Source organism: Actinoplanes teichomyceticus ATCC 31121 (assembly GCF_003711105.1).
Taxonomy (GTDB): Bacteria; Actinomycetota; Actinomycetes; order Mycobacteriales; family Micromonosporaceae; genus Actinoplanes; species Actinoplanes teichomyceticus.
In genome coordinates this window covers 4,977,250-4,995,248 of the sequence record NZ_CP023865.1, presented here as the reverse complement: position 1 = coordinate 4,995,248, position 17,999 = coordinate 4,977,250, and the positions used below count along the sequence as shown (strand labels likewise).

The following is a 17,999-nucleotide window of genomic DNA, read 5'->3' as shown; positions in this document are numbered from 1 at the left end:
GGGAAAGCACGCCGCGGGCGGGTCCAGAACAACCTGAGCACGGGGCGTTCCCCACGGACGCCGGCGTCCCACCGCCCACGGGACGTGACCGTTGCGGAAAACGAGGAGTCAATGGCCCGGTCGAAGAAAAATGAGCGCACCGCCGGTAGGGTGGCGGTCGACATCGGCTCCACCGGTACTCGCTCCGTGCCTCCGGGCGCGGTGATTCTGCTGGTGGCATGTGTCCTGGCGGCAATCTGGGCGGTCGCGATGATGACCGGTCCCGGCCGCGTCGGGTACGTCTACTTCTTCATGTACGCGGAGTACTACATGGGTGTCCTCACCCTTGTGTCGCTCTCCATCACCATCATGGTCGGCCTGGTCTCCACCGACCGCCTGGTCCTCTCCATCCGGCAGCGGGTCTTCCTGCAGTCCACCCACCGGACCACCGGCGTGATGGCGATCACCTCGCTGGCGGGCCACCTGTGGACCAAGGCGGTCGAGGACCACATCCGGCTCATCGACATCCTCATCCCGTTCATCAGCCCGGCGAACACGCTCTACATCGGCTTCGGCCAGATCTCCGGGTACATCCTGTTGATGGTCACCTGGAGCGGCCTGGCCCGGGCCAAGTTCATCGGTCGCGGCAAGCCGTGGATGTGGCGCGCGATCCATTCGGTCTCCTACCTGATGTGGCCGATCGCCCTGATGCACGGCCTCGGCGCCGGCCGCGCGGCGAAGACCTGGGTGATCGTCAGCTACGTGGTCTGTGTCCTGGCCGTGCTCATCGGCCTCGCGGTACGCCTGTCGGTCAGTCTCAACCGCCGCAAGGACTTCGCCTCCCCGGCCGGTCTCGGCGCCGCCAAGCCGTCCGGCGGCGTGGTGCCCACCTCCAGCGCGCCCCGCAACCGCTTCGGCGGCGGCCGTGGCGGCCGCGACCAGGCCGCCGACCTGATGGCCCCGGCCGCGCCGGCGGTGAACAGCTGGGTCCCGGCCGCGCCCGCGGTCCCGCCGCCCGCGCCGCCCGCCGCTCCGGTCAGCCCCGCCCCGGTCAGCTCCGCCCCGGTCAGCCCGGCCCCGGTCAGCCCGGCGCCGGTCGGCGACCACCGCGAGCTGGTGGCGCCGGCCCCGCGCCCGCGCCGCGCCGTCGAGGACGACTACTACTACGACGAGCCGACCCGGGCCATCTCCCGCCGCGGGTTCGACGACGACCGCTACGACGAGCCGGCCCCGCGCCCGCGCCGCCGGGACGACGACGACTACTACGACGACGGCCCCCGCCCGCGCAGCCGCCGCTACGCGGACGAGGACGACGAGTCCCGCGGCCGCCGCTCGGCCCGGCCGGCGCTGGAGGAGACCGGCGCCCGGATGCGCCCGGACGAGACCGGTACCCGGCTGCGTCGTGACGAGCTGACCGAGACCGGTACCCGGCTGCGTCGTGACGAGCTGACCGAGACCGGTACCCAGCTGCGTCGTGACGAGCTGACCGAGACCGGTACCCGGCTGCGTCGTGACGAGCTGACCGAGACCGGTACCCGGCTACGCCGTGACGACCTCGCCGACACCGGCACGCCGATGCGGCGCTACGCCGACGACGAGTACTACGACGAGCGTCCCCGGGGCCGCCGCCGCCGCGCCGCCGACGAGGACGACCGGTACGACGACGTCCCTCGCCCGCGCGCCCCGCGCTACGACGAGGACGACGAGCCCCGGGGCCGCCGCCGCGCCGACGACGGCCGGCACAGCCGCAGCGAGTTCGTCGACCTGGCCGACGACGACACCCTGGTCGACATGGCGTCGCGCCGTACCCGTCGCCCGTCCACCGACGTGGTCCGCGGCGGCGCCCCGTCGCGCCGGGGCCGGGCCCGCGACGACGACGAGGCGTACTTCTCGCAGCTGCGCGGGGACGTGAGGGAAGCGAATTGAGCACGGCACAGGTTCCCCCGGTCACCTCGATCGGCGTGCCCCGGATCACCGCGGGCTACGACGAGTACGGCCGTCTCGACCTGCAGGCGCACCAGGAGGTGCACGGCGGGTTCGCGGCCCTCTCCTCCGGTGAGCTGATCGGGCTCACCGACCGGATCGAGCTGCGCGGGCGCGGCGGCGCGGGCTTCCCGTTCGCCCGCAAGGTGCGCGCGGTCATCGACTCCTGCAAGCGTCAGGACCTGCCCCCGGTGATCGTGGTGAACGCCACCGAGGGCGAGCCGCCGTCCTGGAAGGACAAGGCGATCCTGACCCGCGGCCCGCACCTGATCCTGGACGGCGCCGCCCTGGCCGCCGCCGCCCTGGACGCCGAGGAGATCGTCATCGGCATCGCCGACGACGGCATCGGGCAGAACTCGCTGACCGCCGCGCTGGCCGAGCGCAAGATGCCGTGCCCGACCCGGATCGTCACGGTCCCGCACCGGTTCATCTCCGGGGAGGGCGGCGCGCTGGTGCGCGGCATCAACGGCGAGGCGCACATCCCGCCCGGCCGCAAGGTCCGCTCCAGCGACAACGGGGTGATGGGGCTGCCCACCCTGCTCTCCAACGCCGAGACGTACTCGCAGCTGGCGATCGCGGCGCGGCTCGGGCCGTGGGAGTACAACTCGGTCGGCATCCCGGAGGAGCCGGGCACGGTCATGCTCACCGTCGGCGGCTCGGCCACCGCGCCCGCCGTGGTCGAGGCGCCCAGCGGCACCCCGCTGATGGACGTGCTGACCATGTGCGGCGCGGACATCGGCCCGGGCCTGCTGGTCGGCGGCTACCACGGCAAGTGGATCAGCGCCGAGCAGGCGGAGACGGTGACCATCTCGCGCAAGGGCTTCGCCAAGGTGGGCGGCACGCTGGGCGCCGGCATGCTGATCCCGATCGGCTCCAAGACCTGCGCGCTCGGTGAGGTCGCCCAGGTGGTGCAGTACCTGGCCGGTGAGTCGGCGGGTCAGTGCGGCCCGTGCCGGCTCGGCCTGCCCGACCTGGCCCGGGCGGTCACCCTGGTCTCGCTCGGCGGGTCCGCGCTGGAGCAGGTGCGCCAGGCGGCCGGCCTGGTCAAGGGCCGGGGCGCGTGCAGCCACCCGGACGGCACGTCCCGGTTCGCGCTCTCCGCGCTGGAGGTGTTCCACGCCGACGTCGAGGCGCACGCGAACGGGGAGGGCTGCGGCAAGCAGGTGCGCGGCATCCTGCCGCTGCCGTACACCGCGGAGAAGGGGGCCCGGAAGCTGGCGCTGGACTGGTCGCGGTGCGACGGGCACGGGCTCTGCTCGGCGGTGGCCCCGGAGATCATCCGGCTGGACCACAACGGGTTCCCGGCGTTCCCGCAGACGCCGCTGCCGCCGTGGCTGGAGGACGGGGCGCGCAAGGCGGTCAACGTCTGCCCGGCCCTGGCGCTGCGCCTGATCGACCCGGCCGCCGCGGCGCACTGATCACCCCCGGCGCCCGGCTCACCGGGCGCCGGGGACGTCGCCCGCCGGTGCTGGACGCGGCGGGGGAGAGCGTCTCCCGCCGCTACCTCGACGACCTGCAACGCACCGCGGCCCGGCGAAGGCCGGCCGGCTGACCACGCGCGGGACTCGCGGTCACCCCGGGCCGGTCTCGGTGAGATGTGGCCGGCCGGCGCCGTCGCGGTTCACCCGGATCCGGGTGGTCAGACCGGGGCCGAGCCGCACCGGCAGCGGCGGGCCGGCCTGGACGCCGTCGCGAGCCTGCACCGAGTGCGCCCCGGGCGGCAGCGCCAGCGCCAGTCGCCGGCCGGCTCTGACCTTGCCCTTGACCTGGCCGTCGACCGTGATGGTGAAGGCCCGGGCGAGGACGGCGAGGGACCGGGGCGGGCCCTCGACGAGGAGCGTGGCGATGACGGTCATGCGCTCTCCGGAGTCGGTTGCGCCGGGGCGGCGAGCGCCGCCCCGGCCGCGGGTCGGGTCACCAGGTGGTCGGCGGCGCCGGCGCGGTGTAGGCCGGCGGCTCGGCCGGCATCAGGATCCAGAGGATCGGATAGACCAGCAGCTGGCTGCCCGGGATCACGAAGAGGATCAGCACGAACAGCAGCCGGGCGATCCACGGGTCGAGCCCGAAGCGGCGGCCCAGGCCCGCGCAGACACCGCCCACCATGCGGCCGTCACGCGGTCGGACCAGGCCCTGGCGGCTCATGGTGTCGTGCACGGCGTTCATGACGGGTCTCGCTTTCCTTGGGGTCGGCTTCCCCGGCGGGGAAGTGCTACCTCCACAGTGCTACCCGGGTACGACACTTTCCATCCGGCAGCGCCCCGAGCCGTCCCCGATCCCGCCCTCGGGGTTGACCACGAGAGCGGCTCGGTGTCGGTTCGGCGGCAACCCGGGCACCGGGTCTACTACGACCGCGAGAGCGCCCGATACAGTGCCAGCGGAAACCTGGGGGGCGCGAGAAATCATGGTCGACAGCACGGTGCCGGGCGATCGGACGCAACCGTTGCGTCCGCACGATCCGGGCATGCTCGGCGACTACGAGCTGCTGGGCCGGCTCGGCGAGGGCGGCATGGGCACGGTCTACCTGGGCCGGCGCCGCAACACCGAGTCGCTGGTCGCGGTCAAGGTGGTGCGGCTCGACCTCGCCCACGACGACGAGTTCCGCCGCCGGTTCCGCAGCGAGGTGGAGCGGGCCCGCCAGGTGCCGCCGTTCTGCACCGCCGAGGTGCTCGACGCCGATCCCGACCACGAGCGCCCCTATCTGGTGGTGGAGTTCGTCGACGGGCCCACCCTGGCCGAGGTGGTCGAGCAGCGCGGGCCGCTGACCTCGGCGAACCTGCACAGTGTGGCGATCGGCGTGGCCACCGCGCTGACCGCGATCCACGGCGCCGGCGTGATCCACCGTGACCTCAAGCCGCGTAACGTGCTGCTCGCCCCGGGCAGCCCCAAGGTGATCGACTTCGGGATCGCCCGGGCGATGACCGCCACCAGCGGAAACACTCGCCCCGACCAGATGGTCGGCACGGTGGCGTACATGGCGCCGGAGCGGTTCAACACCGACACGGACACCCCGATCATCACCCCGGCCGCCGACGTGTTCGCGTGGGGGAGCGTGGTGACGTACGCGGGGACCGGCAAGACCCCGTTCTACGCCGACTCCCCGCCGGCCACCGCGGCCCGCATCCTCACCCAGCCCCCGCGCCTGCACGGCCTCAGCCGCCCGCTGCGCACCCTGGTGGCGCACGCCCTGGAGAAGGACCCGGCGAACCGGCCGAGCGCCCGCGAGCTGCTCGACCTGCTGATCTCCGGGGACCGGCCGCCGGCCACCGCGGCGGCGCTGGCCGGGCAGCCGGACCTGCGGGCCGCCGCCGTCGAGGCGCAGGCGGTGACCGGGTACGCCCTGGCCGCCCGGGCCGCCGAGGCCCCGGTGACCACGCCGGTGGTCGCCTCCGCCGGCGCCCCGGCCACCGCCCCGGTCCTGGACATCCCGCCCGGCCTGGTCGGGTACGACGAGAACTCGATCGTCACGGTGCCGATCTCGCCGGCCGCGGCGACCACGGTCACCGGACCGCGGCCGGTGGAGCCGCGCCGCCGCTGGGTACTGCCGGCCGCGCTGTCCCTGCTGGTGCTGGCGCTGGTCGCGGGGGTCACGCTCGCGGTGGCGGTCATGCGGTCCCGCGCCGGTGACGCGGCCGAGCAGGCCATCACCTCGCCGTGGGCGGCCGAGGACGCCGCGCTCGGCGCCCCCCGGATCGCCGACCCGCTGGACGGGCCCCAGTTCTGGCGCCCCACCGCGCTGGAGGACGCCGCGGCCAACCAGGGCGCCCGGTGCTCGTTCGCCGACGGCGCGCTGGTGGCGCTCCGGGAGAACAACGACGTCTACCGCTGCAAGGGCCCGGCCGACGAGCTGCCGGCCGATCTGACCGCCGAGGTCGGCGTGCGCCTGGACACCCCGGACAGCTGCGCCGGGATCTGGTTCCGGTTCACCAAGGTGAACGGCCTGCACGGGTACCAGGTGCGGGTCTGCGAGCGCAACATCTACATCGGCGTGCACAAGAGCGACGGCGACGTCACCGTGCTGCGCACCTTCGTGCTCCCCGAGCCGATCGCGCTGCACGCCGCGCCGACCCGGATCCGGCTGGAGATCGCGGGCGAGCGGGTGACGGTGAGCCGGGAGGGCGCCCAGGTGGGCACGGCCGACCTGACCGAGCCCGACCTGACCAGCGGCCAGCTGTTCCTGGGCATCTTCAGCGAGCGGGACGCGCCGGTGAAGGGCCCTTACCAGGTGGCCTTCACCGACGTGCGGATCTGGGCCTGACGCCACGAGGCCGCGCCGGGCCCGCGCCCGGTAGCGAACCGGCCGGACGGGATGCCGCGGCACGACCTGGCCGGTGGGCCGGCTCGTCGCGGACCATCCCGCGCCGCCCGGTGGCGGCGCGGCTCCCGGCGCGTGGCGCCGCGGGCGGGGCCGGCGTACCGACGAGGTCGGTCTCGCGGGCCCCGGCCGCCGTCAGTCCTTCGCCAGCCCGGCCCGGCGCAGCGCGTCGGCCATGGCGCTGTTGCCGAAGCCGGCGCCCCCGCCGCGCTGGCCGCCGCCCTGCCGCGGCTGCCCGCCGCGCTGGCCGCCGCTCTGGCTCCGCTGCCCGCCACCCTGGCCGCCGCCCTGGCTCCGCTGCCCGCCACCCTGGCCGCCGCCCTGGCCGCGCTGCCCACCCTGGCCGCGCTGCCCGCCGCCCTGGCCGCCCCGGCCACCGCGGTCCCGGTCGTCGCGCGGTTGCCGGGCGCGGGCCGGCTCGTCGGAGAGCCGCATGGTGAGCGAGATCCGCTTACGGACCGGATCCACCTCCAGCACCCGCACCTTGACCACGTCGCCGGACTTGACCACCTCGCGCGGGTCCTGCACGAACTTCTCGGACAGCGCGGAGACGTGCACCAGGCCGTCCTGGTGCACGCCGATGTCGACGAACGCGCCGAACGCGGCCACGTTGGTGACCTGACCCTCCAGGATCATGCCCGGCGCGAGGTCGGCGATCTTCTCGATGCCCTCGGCGAAGGTGGCCGTGGTGAACGCCGGACGCGGGTCGCGGCCCGGCTTCTCCAGCTCCCTGAGGATGTCGGTGATGGTCGGCAGACCCACCGTGTCGGTCACGTACCGGTCCGGGCGCAGCGCCCGCAGCAGCGGGCTGTTGCCGATCAGCGACTTGACGTCGGCGCCGGCATCGGCGGCGATGGTCCGGACCACCGGGTACGACTCCGGGTGCACGCTGGAGAAGTCCAGCGGGTCCTCGCCGCCCGAGATTCGCAGGAAGCCGGCGCACTGCTCGAACGCCTTCGGCCCGAGCCGCGCCACCTTCTTGATCTCCTGGCGGTTCTTGAACGGGCCGTGCTGGTCGCGGTGCAGCACGATGTTCTCGGCCAGGCCGGCGGTGATCCCGGAGACCCGGGTGAGCAGCGGGGCGGAGGCGGTGTTGATGTCCACGCCGACGCCGTTCACGCAGTCCTCGACCACCGCGTCCAGCGAGCGGGCCAGTTTCACCTCGGAGATGTCGTGCTGGTACTGGCCGACGCCGATCGACTTCGGGTCGATCTTGACGAGCTCGGCGAGCGGGTCCTGCAGGCGGCGGGCGATGGAGACCGCGCCGCGCAGCGACACGTCCAGGCCGGGCAGCTCCTGCGAGGCGTACGCGGAGGCCGAGTAGACCGACGCGCCGGCCTCGGAGACCACCACCTTGGTCAGCTTCGCCTCCGGGTGCCGCTTGATCAGCTCGGTGGCGAGCCGGTCGGTCTCCCGTGATGCGGTGCCGTTGCCGATCGCGATCAGCTCGACGTTGTGCTTGGAGGCGAGCGCGGCCAGCCGGTGGATCGACTCGTCCCACCGGTTCTGCGGCACGTGCGGGTAGATCGTGTCGGTGGCGACCACCTTGCCGGTCGCGTCGACCACGGCCACCTTCACCCCGGTGCGGAAGCCCGGGTCCAGGCCCATCGTGGCGCGGGTGCCGGCCGGGGCGGCCAGCAGCAGGTCGCGCAGGTTGGCGGCGAACACGCGCACCGCCTCGTCCTCGGCCGCCTCACGCAGCCGGACCCGCAGGTCGGCGCCGAGGTGGATGAGGATCCGGGTGCGCCAGGCCCAGCGCACCGTGTCCAGCAGCCACTTGTCGCCCGGCCGGCCCTGGTCGCTGATCCCGTTGCGCCCGGCGATGCGGCCCTCGAAGTAGCCCTCGTCCTCCTCCGGGTGCGGCTCCATGGTGAGGTCGAGGACGTCCTCCTTCTCACCGCGCAGCATCGCCAGGATGCGGTGCGAGGGGAGCTTGGTGTACGGCTCGGCGAAGTCGAAGTAGTCGGAGAACTTCGCGCCGTCGGTCTGCTTGCCCTCGCGGACCTTGGCGACCAGCCGGCCCCGCGTCCACATCTGCTCGCGCAGGTCGCCGATCAGATCGGCGTCCTCGGCGAAGCGCTCGATCAGGATGGCCCGGGCGCCGTCCAGCGCGGCCTGCGCGTCGGCGACGCCCTTCTCGGCGTCCACGAACGCCTCGGCGGCCGCCTTCGGGTCCACGGACGGGTCGCCGAGCAGGCCGTCGGCGAGCGGTTCCAGGCCGGCCTCGCGGGCGATCTGCGCCTTGGTCCGGCGCTTGGGCTTGAACGGCAGGTAGATGTCCTCGAGACGGGCCTTGGTGTCGGCCTCGCGGATCTGCTGCTCCAGCGCGTCGTCCAGCTTGCCCTGGGCGCGGATCGACTCCAGCACCGCGGCCCGGCGCTCCTCCAGCTCCCGCAGGTAACCCAGCCGCTCCTGAAGGGTGCGCAGCTGCGCGTCGTCGAGGGTGCCGGTCACCTCCTTGCGGTAGCGGGCGATGAACGGCACGGTGGCGCCGCCGTCGAGCAGCTCGACCGCCGCGGCGACCTGCCCTTCGCGGACCCCGAGCTCGGAGGCAATGCGCTGATGGATCGCTGTCGTCACGCCGACGATTGTTACCGAGGCCGCCGGGGCTTGTCGCGCCGCCCCGCACAGATGGGCCGGCGTGATCACCCAACCGGCGATCGGAGCGGTTCCGGCGGGGCCCGCGCGAGACCCCGGCCCCGGGCCGTACGGCCCACGCCGGGGCCGGCCGGGCCCGCCGGGGCCACCCGGGAGCGCGGCCGGTGTCCCACGAGCGGGTGTCTGGCGGCGCGTGCCCGCGCCCGCCGGCGGGGCGCCGCCGGCCCGGCCCGGCCCGGCCGGCCGCCCCGGTGGCCGGGCCGCCGACACGCCCCGCACCCGCCGTGACCGGCGCGGGACCGCTGTCAGCCGCGGTGAGCTGGGAAAAGGTCTGACCGAAGGGGGATCACTGACGGTAGGTATGGGGGTACTAGAGACAACCCAACGGGCCTTTGGCACTCTTGCTACATGACGCTTGCTGTCCGGGCGGTCGCCGCCACTGATCAGGGCCTGGTCCGGTCCAACAACGAGGACGCGGTTTTCGTCGGCAATCGCCTCTTCGTGGTCGCGGATGGCATGGGCGGCTTGCCGGCCGGCGAGCTCGCGAGCGACATCCTCGTGCAGACGCTCGGCGAGGTCGATCAGAAACCGGACACCGGTGAGCCGCTGCAGGATCTGATCGAGGCGCTGCAGCTGGCCAACAAGCAGATCGAGAAGGCCGTCGCGGACGACGACGCCCGCGACGGCATGGGCACCACGGTGACCGCCCTGCTGCTGTCCGGCGAGCGGCTGGCCGCGCTCAACGTCGGCGACTCCCGCTGCTACCTGCTGCGCGACGGCGAGTTCCAGCAGCTCACCCGCGACGACACGTATGTGCAGGCGCTGGTCGACCAGGGCGTGCTCACCCCGGACGACGCCCGGCGGCACCCGCAGCGCGCGCTGGTCACCCAGGCCGTGCAGGGCGGCCCGTTCCGCCCGGCCGGGCGGATGATCCCGGCCCGGGTCGGCGACCGGTACCTGCTGTGCAGCGACGGGCTGTCCGACTACGTCGAGGACGCGGTGATCGCGCAGACCCTGCGCGACAACCCGGACCGGCGTACCTGCGCCGCCGAGCTGGTCAACCGGACGCTGGAGAACGGCGCGCCGGACAACGTGACGGTGATCGTCGCGGACGTGGTCGAGGTCTGAGCCGCCGGGCCGCGCGCACGGCCGGTCCGGCCCGCGGAGCGTGACATATCCTCGTCGGGTGCTGATGGCGACGGAACGGTTGATCCTGCGGCGATTTCGGGCGTCGGACGCGGTCACCCTGGCGGAGTACCGGTCCGATCCGGGCGTGGCGCGGTATCAGTCGTGGGAGGCGCCGTTCCCGGTGGAGAAGGCCGACGTCGCGGTGCGCAACTTCGCCGCCGGCTCGCCGGACCGGGCCGGCTGGTTCCAGTACGCGATCGAGCACACCGCCGAGCGGGTCCTGATCGGCGACGTCGCGGTCCGCCTGCACGACAACCTCAAGCAGGCGGAGATCGGGTTCACGCTGTCCCCGGCGTACCAGAAACGGGGTTTCGCGACGGAGGCGGTGAGCGCCGTGCTGGACCGGTTGTTCCGCCTGCAGGGGTTGCACCGGGTGACCGGGGAGTGCGATGCCCGGAACACCCGGTCGGCGGCGCTGATGGAGCGGCTGGGGTTCACCCGGGAGGGTCTGCTGCGGCAGCAGACCTTCATCAAGGGGGAGTGGACCGACGACCTGATCTTCGGGATCCTGGCCCCGGAGTGGCTCGCCGCGAACTGACCCGTCCCGGCGCCGGGCACCCGGCCCGTCGCCGCGCGGGCGGTCCGGTCGCGCGGGCGGTCCGGTCCCGCGGGCGGTCCGGTCCCGCGGGCGGTCCGGTCCCGCGGGCGCGCCCGGACAGCGCGCCCGCGGGAACGATCAGCCCTCGTGCTTGAGCCAGAGCGCGCCCAGCGGCGGCACCCGCAGCGCCGCGGACGAGTCGAAGCCGTGCCACGGGATGTGCTCGGCCTCGACCGCGCCCATGTTGCCGACGCCGGACCCGCCGTAGATCTCGCTGTCCGTGTTGATCACCTCGCGCCAGCGGCCGGCCCGGGGCAGGCCGATGCGGTAGTTCTCGTGCGGCACCGCGGCGAAGTTGACGATGCACGCCAGGGTGTCGCCGTTCGGCGCGAAGCGGACGAACGAGAACGTGTTGTGGTGCGAGTCGTCACTGGTGATCCAGCGGAACCCGGACGCCGAGGTGTCCTGGGTCCAGACCGCCGGGGTGTCCCGGTAGGTCCGGTTCAGGTCGGCGACCAGCTGCTTCACACCGGCGAACTGCGGCTCCTCCAGCAGCGCCCAGTCCAGCCCGCGCTCCTCGCTCCACTCCCGCAGGTCGCCCATCTCGGCGCCCATGAACAGCAGCTGCTTGCCGGTAAACGCCCACATGAAGCCGAGCAGCGCCCGGGTGTTGGCCAGCTTCTGCCACAGGTCGCCGGGCATCTTGCCGGTCAGCGAGCCCTTGCCGTGCACCACCTCGTCGTGGCTGATCGGCAGGATGTAGTTCTCGCTCCAGGCGTACACCGTCGCGAAGGTCATCTGGTGGTGGTGCCACTGCCGGTGGATGGGCTCCTTCTCCATGTACGAGAGGGTGTCGTTCATCCAGCCCATGTTCCATTTGAAGCCGAAGCCCAGGCCGCCGAGGTGGGTGGGGCGGGTGACGCCCGGCCACGCGGTGGACTCCTCGGCGATGGTGATCACGCCGGGGTGGTGCTTGTAGACGGTCGCGTTCATCTCCTGCAGGAAGCTGATCGCGTCCAGGTTCTCCCGGCCGCCGTACTGGTTCGGCGTCCACTCGCCGTCCTTGCGGGAGTAGTCCAGGTACAGCATCGACGCGACCGCGTCGACCCGCAGGCCGTCGGCGTGGAACTCCTCGCACCAGTACAGCGCGTTCGCGACCAGGAAGTTGCGCACCTCGCGGCGGCCGAAGTCGAAGACGTACGTCCCCCAGTCCGGGTGCTCGCCGCGCCGCCAGTCGCCGTGCTCGTACAGCGGGGTGCCGTCGAACCGGGCCAGCGCCCAGGCGTCCTTGGGGAAGTGCGCCGGCACCCAGTCCAGGATCACGCCGATGCCCGCCTGGTGCAGCTTGTCGACCAGGTGCCGGAACTCGTCCGGGCTGCCGAACCGGGCGGTCGGCGCGTAGTACCCGGTGACCTGGTAGCCCCAGGAACCGCCGAACGGGTGCTCCATCACCGGCATCAGCTCGACGTGGGTGAAGCCGGTCTCCAGGACGTACTCCACCAGCTGGTCGGCGAGCTCGACGTAGCTCAGCCCGGGCCGCCAGGAGCCCAGGTGCACCTCGTAGACGCTCATCGGCTCCTGGTGCCACGACTTCGTGGCGCGCTCGCGCATCCACTGCTCGTCGTGCCACTGGTACTCCGACTGGAACACCACCGAGGCGGTGGCCGGCGGGACCTCGGTGTGCTGGGCCAGCGGGTCGGCGTGCTCGCGCCACACCCCGTCGCGGCCGAGGACCTTGAACTTGTACTTGCTGCCGATGTGCGCGGCCGGCACGTACAGCTCCCAGACGCCGCTGGAGCCCAGCGAGCGCATCGGCCACCCGTCGTACGGCCCCCAGCCGACGAAGTCGCCGACGACCTGGACCCCGCGGGCGCCGGGCGCCCACACCGCGAACGCCACGCCGGTGCCGCGCGGCTGCGCGCCCAGCACCTTCCACAGCTTCTCGTGCCGGCCCTCGCCGATCAGGTGCAGGTCCAGCTCGCCCAGGGTGGGCAGGTGGCGGTACGGGTCGTCGTACTGCGTCCCGTCCACCTCGAGCCGGTAATCCAGCACCGTCCCGGGCAGCTCGGCCGCGAAGATCCCGTCCGGGTGGACCAGGGTCATCTCGGTGCGCTCGCCGCCTGCGTGCAGCACGGCGACGTTCGTGGCGCCCCGGCGCAGGGTCCGGATCACGGTGTGCCCGCCGGCCGGGTGCGCGCCCAGCACGGCGTGCGGGTCGTGCGTGTCGCCGGCGATCACGCTGTTCATCGCGCGCTGGTCGGCGGCGAGGCTACTGGAGGTGGTGTGCCCGATCATTTCGCTTTCCTTAGTGGGGGTCAGCCGACCAGCCGGGCGATGGAGCGGAGGGGGATCCGCAGCCATCCGGGGCGGTGTCGGGCTTCGTACGCGGCCTCGTAGACCGCCTTGTCGAGCTCGTACGCCGACAGCAGCGCACCGTGCGCGCGCGGGTCGACCCCGGCCGCGTGCGCGTATCCGTCGCAGAACGCGTCCCGGTTGCGGTCCACCCACTCCCGCGCCCGCGCCGCCAGGTGCTCCTCGTCGTCCTGGTCGACCAGCAGCTGGTATGCGGCGTACTCGTAGGAGCGCAGCACGCCGGCCACGTCCCGCAGCGGTGAGTCCGGCAGCCGCCGCTCGTCCAGCGGCTGCCCCGGCTCGCCCTCGAAGTCGATCAGCAGCCAGGCCTCCGGGGTGCGCAGCACCTGGCCGAGATGCAGGTCGCCGTGCACCCGCTGGACGGTCACCTGCTCGCCGGTCAGGGCGGTGAACCGCTCGGTGATGGCCCCGACGTACTGCTGCAGCTCGGGCACCGCGTCGGCGGCGGTGCGCAGCCGGGCCAGCACCGCGTCGACCGGGAACGGCGACGGGCCGGCGCCCAGCTCCTGGGCCAGGGTCAGGTGCACCGAGGCGACCGCCTCGCCCAGCCGGTACGACTCGCCCTGGAAGTCGCCACCGACCTCGTCGGCGGCCAGCTCCGCGTCGGCGAACAGGTCGCGCGCCGACGCGGTCGCCATCGCCCAGCCCTCGGCCGAGTTGGCCGCGTACGCGGTGACCATCCCGAGCGAGCACTGCCCGGACTCGTCGGCCACCTCGAACGAGCCGAGCAGCCGCGCCACGTGCGGGTTCCGCGCCCGGCCGAGCACCCGGTTCAGCTCGATGTCCGGGTTGATCCCGCAGGTGACCCGGCGGAACACCTTGAGGATCGCGTCCTCCTCGAAGATGACGCTGGTGTTGCTCTGCTCGGCGTCGAACACCCGCGGCCACTTCTCCAGCGGCAGCTCGACGTCCGGCTCCTTCTCGAAGGTCAGGTCACCGACCGGCTCGGAGCGCTCGATGAGGCTCAGCAGGTACCGGGCGGCCGTCGCGTCGTAGAGCGCGTCGTACCCGGTGCGCCCCTGCTCGTCGGTGCCGATCGTGGCCACCGTGCTGTACTCCGGGATCGGCAGCGACCCGTAGGCGACCAGCACCTGGTACCGCTCCGAGCTGCCGTCGGTGTACGAGACGTCGAGCAGCACCAGCTCGAGGTTCTCGCCCAGCGGCGTCGCGGAGGCCGGCTCGACCGAGGCCAGTACCCGGCTGCGCCCGGCGTACCAGCGCTGTTTCGGTAGCCACTCGGCGTAGGGCAGCGTCATTGCTTCTCCTCAGACCCGCACAACTGGAACCAGTAGAAGCCGTGTCCCGGCAGGGTCAGCAGGTACGGCAACTGACCGATCCGCGGGAAGTTGACATGACCGGTGAGCTCCACCGGGGTGTACCCGTTCCAGTGCTGCAGGTTGAGCTCGATCGGCTGGGGGAACCGCGACAGGTTGTTCACGCACAGCACCACGTCGTCGCCGTACTCCCGCAGGTACGCCAGCACCGACGGGTTGGAGCCGCCCAGCTCGCGGAACGTGCCGACGGCGAACGCCTCGTGCCGGCGGCGCACCGCCAGCATGGTCCGGGTCCAGTTCAGCAGGGAGGTCGCGCTGTCCCGCTGCGCCTCCACGTTGACCGCCTGGTAGCCGTACACCGGGTCCTGGTTGACCGGCAGGTACAGCCGCCCGGGGGTGGCGGTGGAGAAGCCGGCGTTGCGGTCCGGGGTCCACTGCATCGGGGTCCGCACCCCGTCGCGGTCGCCGAGCCAGATGTTGTCGCCCATGCCGATCTCGTCGCCGTAGTACAGCACCGGCGAGCCGGGCAGCGACAGCAGCAGGGCGGTGAACAGCTCGATCTGGTTGCGGTCGTTCTCCAGCAGCGGGGCCAGTCGCCGGCGGATGCCGACGTTGGCCTTCATCCGGGGGTCCTTGGCGTACTCGGAGTACATGTAGTCGCGCTCTTCGTCGGTGACCATCTCGAGCGTCAGCTCGTCGTGGTTACGCAGGAAGATGCCCCATTGACAGTTCTCCGGGATGGCCGGCGTCTGGGCCAGGATCTCCGAGATCGGGAAGCGCGACTCGCGCCGGACGGCCATGAAGATCCGCGGCATCAGCGGGAAGTGGAACGCCATGTGGCACTCGTCGCCGCCGGACTTCGGGTCGCCGAAGTACTCCACCACGTCGGCCGGCCACTGGTTCGCCTCGGCCAGCAGCACCCGGCCCGGGAACTCGTCGTCGATCACCTTGCGGCAGTGCTTCAGGAACGCGTGGGTGGCCGGCAGGTTCTCGCAGTTGGTGCCCTCCTGCTCGAACAGGTAGGGCACCGCGTCCAGCCGGAAGCCGTCGATGCCCAGGTCCAGCCAGAACCGCAGGACGTCGAGCATGGCCTCCTGCACCTTCGGGTTCTCGTAGTTGAGATCCGGCTGGTGGGAGAAGAACCGGTGCCAGTAGAACTGCCGCCGGACCGGGTCGAACGTCCAGTTGGACTCCTCGGTGTCGACGAAGATGATCCGCGCGTCCTGGTACTTCTCGCTGGTGTCGTTCCAGACGTAGAAGTCGCCGTACGGCCCGTCCGGGTCGTGCCGGGACGCCTGGAACCACGGGTGCGAGTCGGACGTGTGGTTCATCACCAGGTCGGTGATCACCCGGATGCCGCGCTTGTGTGCCGCGTCCAGCAGGGCGACGAAGTCGTCGACCGTGCCGAACTCGGGCAGCACCTTGTAGAAGTCGCGGATGTCGTACCCGCCGTCGCGCAGCGGCGAATCGTAGAACGGCGGCAGCCAGAGGCAGTCGACGCCCAGCCACTGCAGGTAGTCCAGCCGCTCGATCAGGCCGCGCAGGTCGCCCGAGCCGTCGGTGCCCGAGTCGTAGAACGCCCGGACCAGCACCTCGTAGAACACCGCCCGCTGGAACCAGGTGCGGTCCGCCGGGAGGACCCGGGCGTGGCCGAAGTCGTCCGAGGACGGGTGCTCCACCACGCCGCCCTCGATGTGACTTCCCTCCGCCGGATCGTGCCCGCTCAACAACTCCATCAGGTGTCCCCCTACCCCGCCTGCACCACGAAGATGTGCGCCGGCTCGACGTACGGGTCGATCCGGACCGCGTTGAACTGCCCCCACTCGTACCTCGCCCCGCTGATCTGGTCGACCACGGTGAAGCGGTCGTGCCAGTCCAGGCCCAGCGCCGGCATGTCGAGCGAGGTGTTACCCCACTGCACGTTGGCCGAATCGAACGAGACGATCACCAGCACGGTGTTGCCGGTGTCGGCGTCGCGCTTGGAGAAGCACAGCAGCGAACCGTTGTCGATGTCGTGGAAGCGCAGGTTGCGCAGCCAGTGCAGGGCGGGGTTCTGCTCGCGGATGCGGTTCAGCTTCGTCAGGTACGGCGCCAGCGACCGCCCGGCCCGCTCGGCGGCGGCCCAGTCCCGCGGCTTCAGCTCGTACTTCTCGTTGTCGATGTACTCCTCCGAACCGGGCCGGGCGACGTGCTCGAACAGCTCGTAACCGGAGTAGAGACCCCAGGACGGGCTGAGCATCGCGGCCAGCACCGCGCGGATCTTGAACATCGGCGGGCCGCCGTGCTGCAGCGACTCGTGCAGGATGTCCGGGGTGTTGGGCCAGAAGTTGGGCCGCATCCAGTCCAGCGAGCCGAGCAGCTGAGACATGTACTCGCGCATCTCGGCCGCGGTGGTGCGCCAGGTGAAGTACGTGTACGACTGGGTGAAGCCGATCTTGCCCAGGCCGTTCATCATCGCGGGCCGGGTGAACGCCTCGGCCAGGAACAGCACGTCCGGGTCGGTCTCCTTGACCTTGGGGATCAGCCACTGCCAGAAGTTGACCGCCTTGGTGTGCGGGTTGTCCACCCGGAAGATCTTCACGCCCGCGCGCACCCAGTGCATCACCACGCGGTACACCTCGTCGCGCAGGGTGCGGTAGTCGTTGTCCCAGTTGATCGGGTAGATGTCCTGGTACTTCTTGGGCGGGTTCTCGGCGTACTGGATGGTGCCGTCGGCCCGGGTGGTGAAGAACTCCGGGTGCTCGCGCACCCACGGGTGGTCCGGCGCGGCCTGCAGCGCCAGGTCGAGCGCCACCTCCATGCCCAGCTGTTCGGCGCGCTCCCGGAACGCCGTGAAGTCCTCCAGGGTGCCCAGCTGCGGGTGGATGGCGTCGTGGCCGCCCTCGTCCGAGCCGATCGCCCACGGCGAGCCGACGTCCTCCGGCCGGGCCACCAGGGTGTTGTTCCGGCCCTTCCGGTTGATCTTGCCGATCGGGTGGATCGGCGGCAGGTAGACCACGTTGAAGCCCATCTCGGCGATGGCCGGCAGGCGGTTCATCGCGGTCCGGAACGTGCCGTGCCGGATCGGGGTGGCGTCCGGGCCGATCTCGGCGCCCTCGGAGCGCGGGAAGAACTCGTACCACGCCGAGTAGAGGGCGCGCGGGCGATCCACCCACAGGGAGTACGAGCGGGTCGTGGTGACCAGGTTCCGCACCGGGTGGTGCCAGAGCAGCTCCTCCAGATCCAGCGCCGGGGTGGCCCGGGCGAACAGCGACCGCTGCTCGTCGCGCAGCGCGGCGGCGGCGTCGCGGACCCGCTCCTCGTGCTCGGCCGGCACGATCTTGACGGCAAGGTCCAGCACGTCGGCGCCCTCGGCGAGGTCGTTGGCCAGATCCTCGATGCCCTGCCCGGCGCTCATCTTCTTGACCACGGCGTCGCGCCATGTCCGGTACGGATCATCGAACGCCTCGACCGTGAACGTCCACCGCCCGACCCGGTCCGGCCGGATCGTGGCGTGCCACTGGTCCAGTCCCGGCGTGCCGGGGGTCATCCGGGTGAACGGCTGCGTCTCGCCGTCCGGAGCGCGCCATACCACATTCACACCGAGTGCGTGATGACCTTCGCGATAGGACACCGCGGATACCGGTACCAGTTCGCCGACCACCGCCTTCGCGGGATAGCGGCCACCGGACACCGCCGGTGTCACGTCTTCGATGGGGAAGCGACCGGTCATGATCTCCACCGTAGTCAGAGGGGCTCAGCAGGACCCGGCGAC

General features: G+C 72.2%; 12 protein-coding genes. 5 read left to right on the top strand and 7 right to left on the bottom strand.

The features are described 5' to 3' along the window. Window positions 1–150: 150 nt before the first annotated feature. The gene (locus tag ACTEI_RS22055; RefSeq protein WP_239082463.1) at window positions 151–1,905 is read left to right on the top strand and encodes a translation initiation factor III; all 1,755 of its coding nucleotides are present in this window, start codon (window positions 151–153) and stop codon (window positions 1,903–1,905) included. After that, entirely contained in the window at window positions 1,902–3,380 is a 1,479-nt protein-coding gene (locus ACTEI_RS22050; RefSeq protein WP_122979382.1) for an NADH-quinone oxidoreductase subunit NuoF family protein, read from the top strand. The genes ACTEI_RS22055 and ACTEI_RS22050 overlap by 4 nt, the downstream gene beginning before the upstream one ends. Window positions 3,381–3,533: 153 nt before the next feature. On the opposite strand, the gene ACTEI_RS22045 is transcribed toward ACTEI_RS22050, so the two are convergent. Continuing rightward, a complete protein-coding gene (locus ACTEI_RS22045; protein WP_122979381.1) occupies window positions 3,534–3,818 on the bottom strand; it encodes a hypothetical protein in 285 nt (94 codons plus the stop codon). A gap of 58 nt (window positions 3,819–3,876) precedes the next feature. Beyond that, the gene (locus tag ACTEI_RS22040; RefSeq protein WP_122979380.1) at window positions 3,877–4,125 is read right to left on the bottom strand and encodes a PspC domain-containing protein; all 249 of its coding nucleotides are present in this window, start codon (window positions 4,123–4,125) and stop codon (window positions 3,877–3,879) included. A 298-nt stretch (window positions 4,126–4,423) separates the two neighbouring features. On the opposite strand from ACTEI_RS22040, the gene ACTEI_RS22035 reads away from it, so the two are divergent. Continuing rightward, window positions 4,424–6,217: a serine/threonine protein kinase gene (locus ACTEI_RS22035; protein WP_239082462.1), complete on the top strand. Its 1,794-nt coding sequence runs from the start codon at window positions 4,424–4,426 to the stop codon at window positions 6,215–6,217. Window positions 6,218–6,409: 192 nt separating this feature from the next. Here the strand turns inward: ACTEI_RS22035 and ACTEI_RS22030 are convergent, their stop codons facing one another. Beyond that, entirely contained in the window at window positions 6,410–8,854 is a 2,445-nt protein-coding gene (locus ACTEI_RS22030; protein WP_122979378.1) for a Tex family protein, read from the bottom strand. 426 nt (window positions 8,855–9,280) lie between these two features. On the opposite strand from ACTEI_RS22030, the gene ACTEI_RS22025 reads away from it, so the two are divergent. Further along, entirely contained in the window at window positions 9,281–10,000 is a 720-nt protein-coding gene (locus ACTEI_RS22025) for a PP2C family protein-serine/threonine phosphatase (RefSeq protein WP_122979377.1), read from the top strand. Window positions 10,001–10,064: 64 nt separating this feature from the next. Beyond that, complete coding sequence (locus ACTEI_RS22020; RefSeq protein WP_122982330.1) at window positions 10,065–10,598, top strand: GNAT family N-acetyltransferase; 534 nt, start codon at window positions 10,065–10,067, stop codon at window positions 10,596–10,598. Between the two features lie 138 nt (window positions 10,599–10,736). On the opposite strand, the gene glgB is transcribed toward ACTEI_RS22020, so the two are convergent. The 4 genes from glgB to ACTEI_RS22000 are packed head-to-tail and all read right to left on the bottom strand — an operon-like array spanning window position 10,737 to window position 17,957. Beyond that, window positions 10,737–12,893 (bottom strand): 1,4-alpha-glucan branching protein GlgB, encoded by a 2,157-nt coding sequence (gene glgB / locus ACTEI_RS22015; protein WP_239082461.1) that lies wholly within the window; start codon window positions 12,891–12,893, stop codon window positions 10,737–10,739. Window positions 12,894–12,913: 20 nt separating this feature from the next. Further along, window positions 12,914–14,227, bottom strand: a complete 1,314-nt coding sequence (locus tag ACTEI_RS22010; protein ID WP_122979376.1) for a maltokinase N-terminal cap-like domain-containing protein — start codon at window positions 14,225–14,227, stop codon at window positions 12,914–12,916. Next, the gene (gene treS, locus ACTEI_RS22005) at window positions 14,224–15,981 is read right to left on the bottom strand and encodes a maltose alpha-D-glucosyltransferase (protein ID WP_122979375.1); all 1,758 of its coding nucleotides are present in this window, start codon (window positions 15,979–15,981) and stop codon (window positions 14,224–14,226) included. Before treS ends, ACTEI_RS22010 begins: the two co-directional genes overlap by 4 nt. An 11-nt stretch (window positions 15,982–15,992) precedes the next feature. Continuing rightward, window positions 15,993–17,957, bottom strand: coding sequence for an alpha-1,4-glucan--maltose-1-phosphate maltosyltransferase (locus ACTEI_RS22000; protein WP_122982328.1), 1,965 nt, complete (start codon window positions 17,955–17,957; stop codon window positions 15,993–15,995). Window positions 17,958–17,999 lie beyond the last annotated feature (42 nt).

What these genes read in the sequence shown, in the direction of transcription:
- glgB (WP_239082461.1), bottom strand. Translation starts at nt 12,893, where the DNA reads ATGATCGGGCACACCACCTCCAGTAGCCTCGCCGCCGACCAGCGCGCG.
- ACTEI_RS22010 (WP_122979376.1), bottom strand. Translation starts at nt 14,227, where the DNA reads ATGACGCTGCCCTACGCCGAGTGGCTACCGAAACAGCGCTGGTACGCC.
- ACTEI_RS22045 (WP_122979381.1), bottom strand. Translation starts at nt 3,818, where the DNA reads ATGACCGTCATCGCCACGCTCCTCGTCGAGGGCCCGCCCCGGTCCCTC.
- ACTEI_RS22000 (WP_122982328.1), bottom strand. Translation starts at nt 17,957, where the DNA reads ATGACCGGTCGCTTCCCCATCGAAGACGTGACACCGGCGGTGTCCGGT.
- ACTEI_RS22035 (WP_239082462.1), top strand. Translation starts at nt 4,424, where the DNA reads ATGCTCGGCGACTACGAGCTGCTGGGCCGGCTCGGCGAGGGCGGCATG.
- ACTEI_RS22040 (WP_122979380.1), bottom strand. Translation starts at nt 4,125, where the DNA reads ATGAACGCCGTGCACGACACCATGAGCCGCCAGGGCCTGGTCCGACCG.
- ACTEI_RS22025 (WP_122979377.1), top strand. Translation starts at nt 9,281, where the DNA reads ATGACGCTTGCTGTCCGGGCGGTCGCCGCCACTGATCAGGGCCTGGTC.
- treS (WP_122979375.1), bottom strand. Translation starts at nt 15,981, where the DNA reads ATGGAGTTGTTGAGCGGGCACGATCCGGCGGAGGGAAGTCACATCGAG.
- ACTEI_RS22020 (WP_122982330.1), top strand. Translation starts at nt 10,065, where the DNA reads ATGGCGACGGAACGGTTGATCCTGCGGCGATTTCGGGCGTCGGACGCG.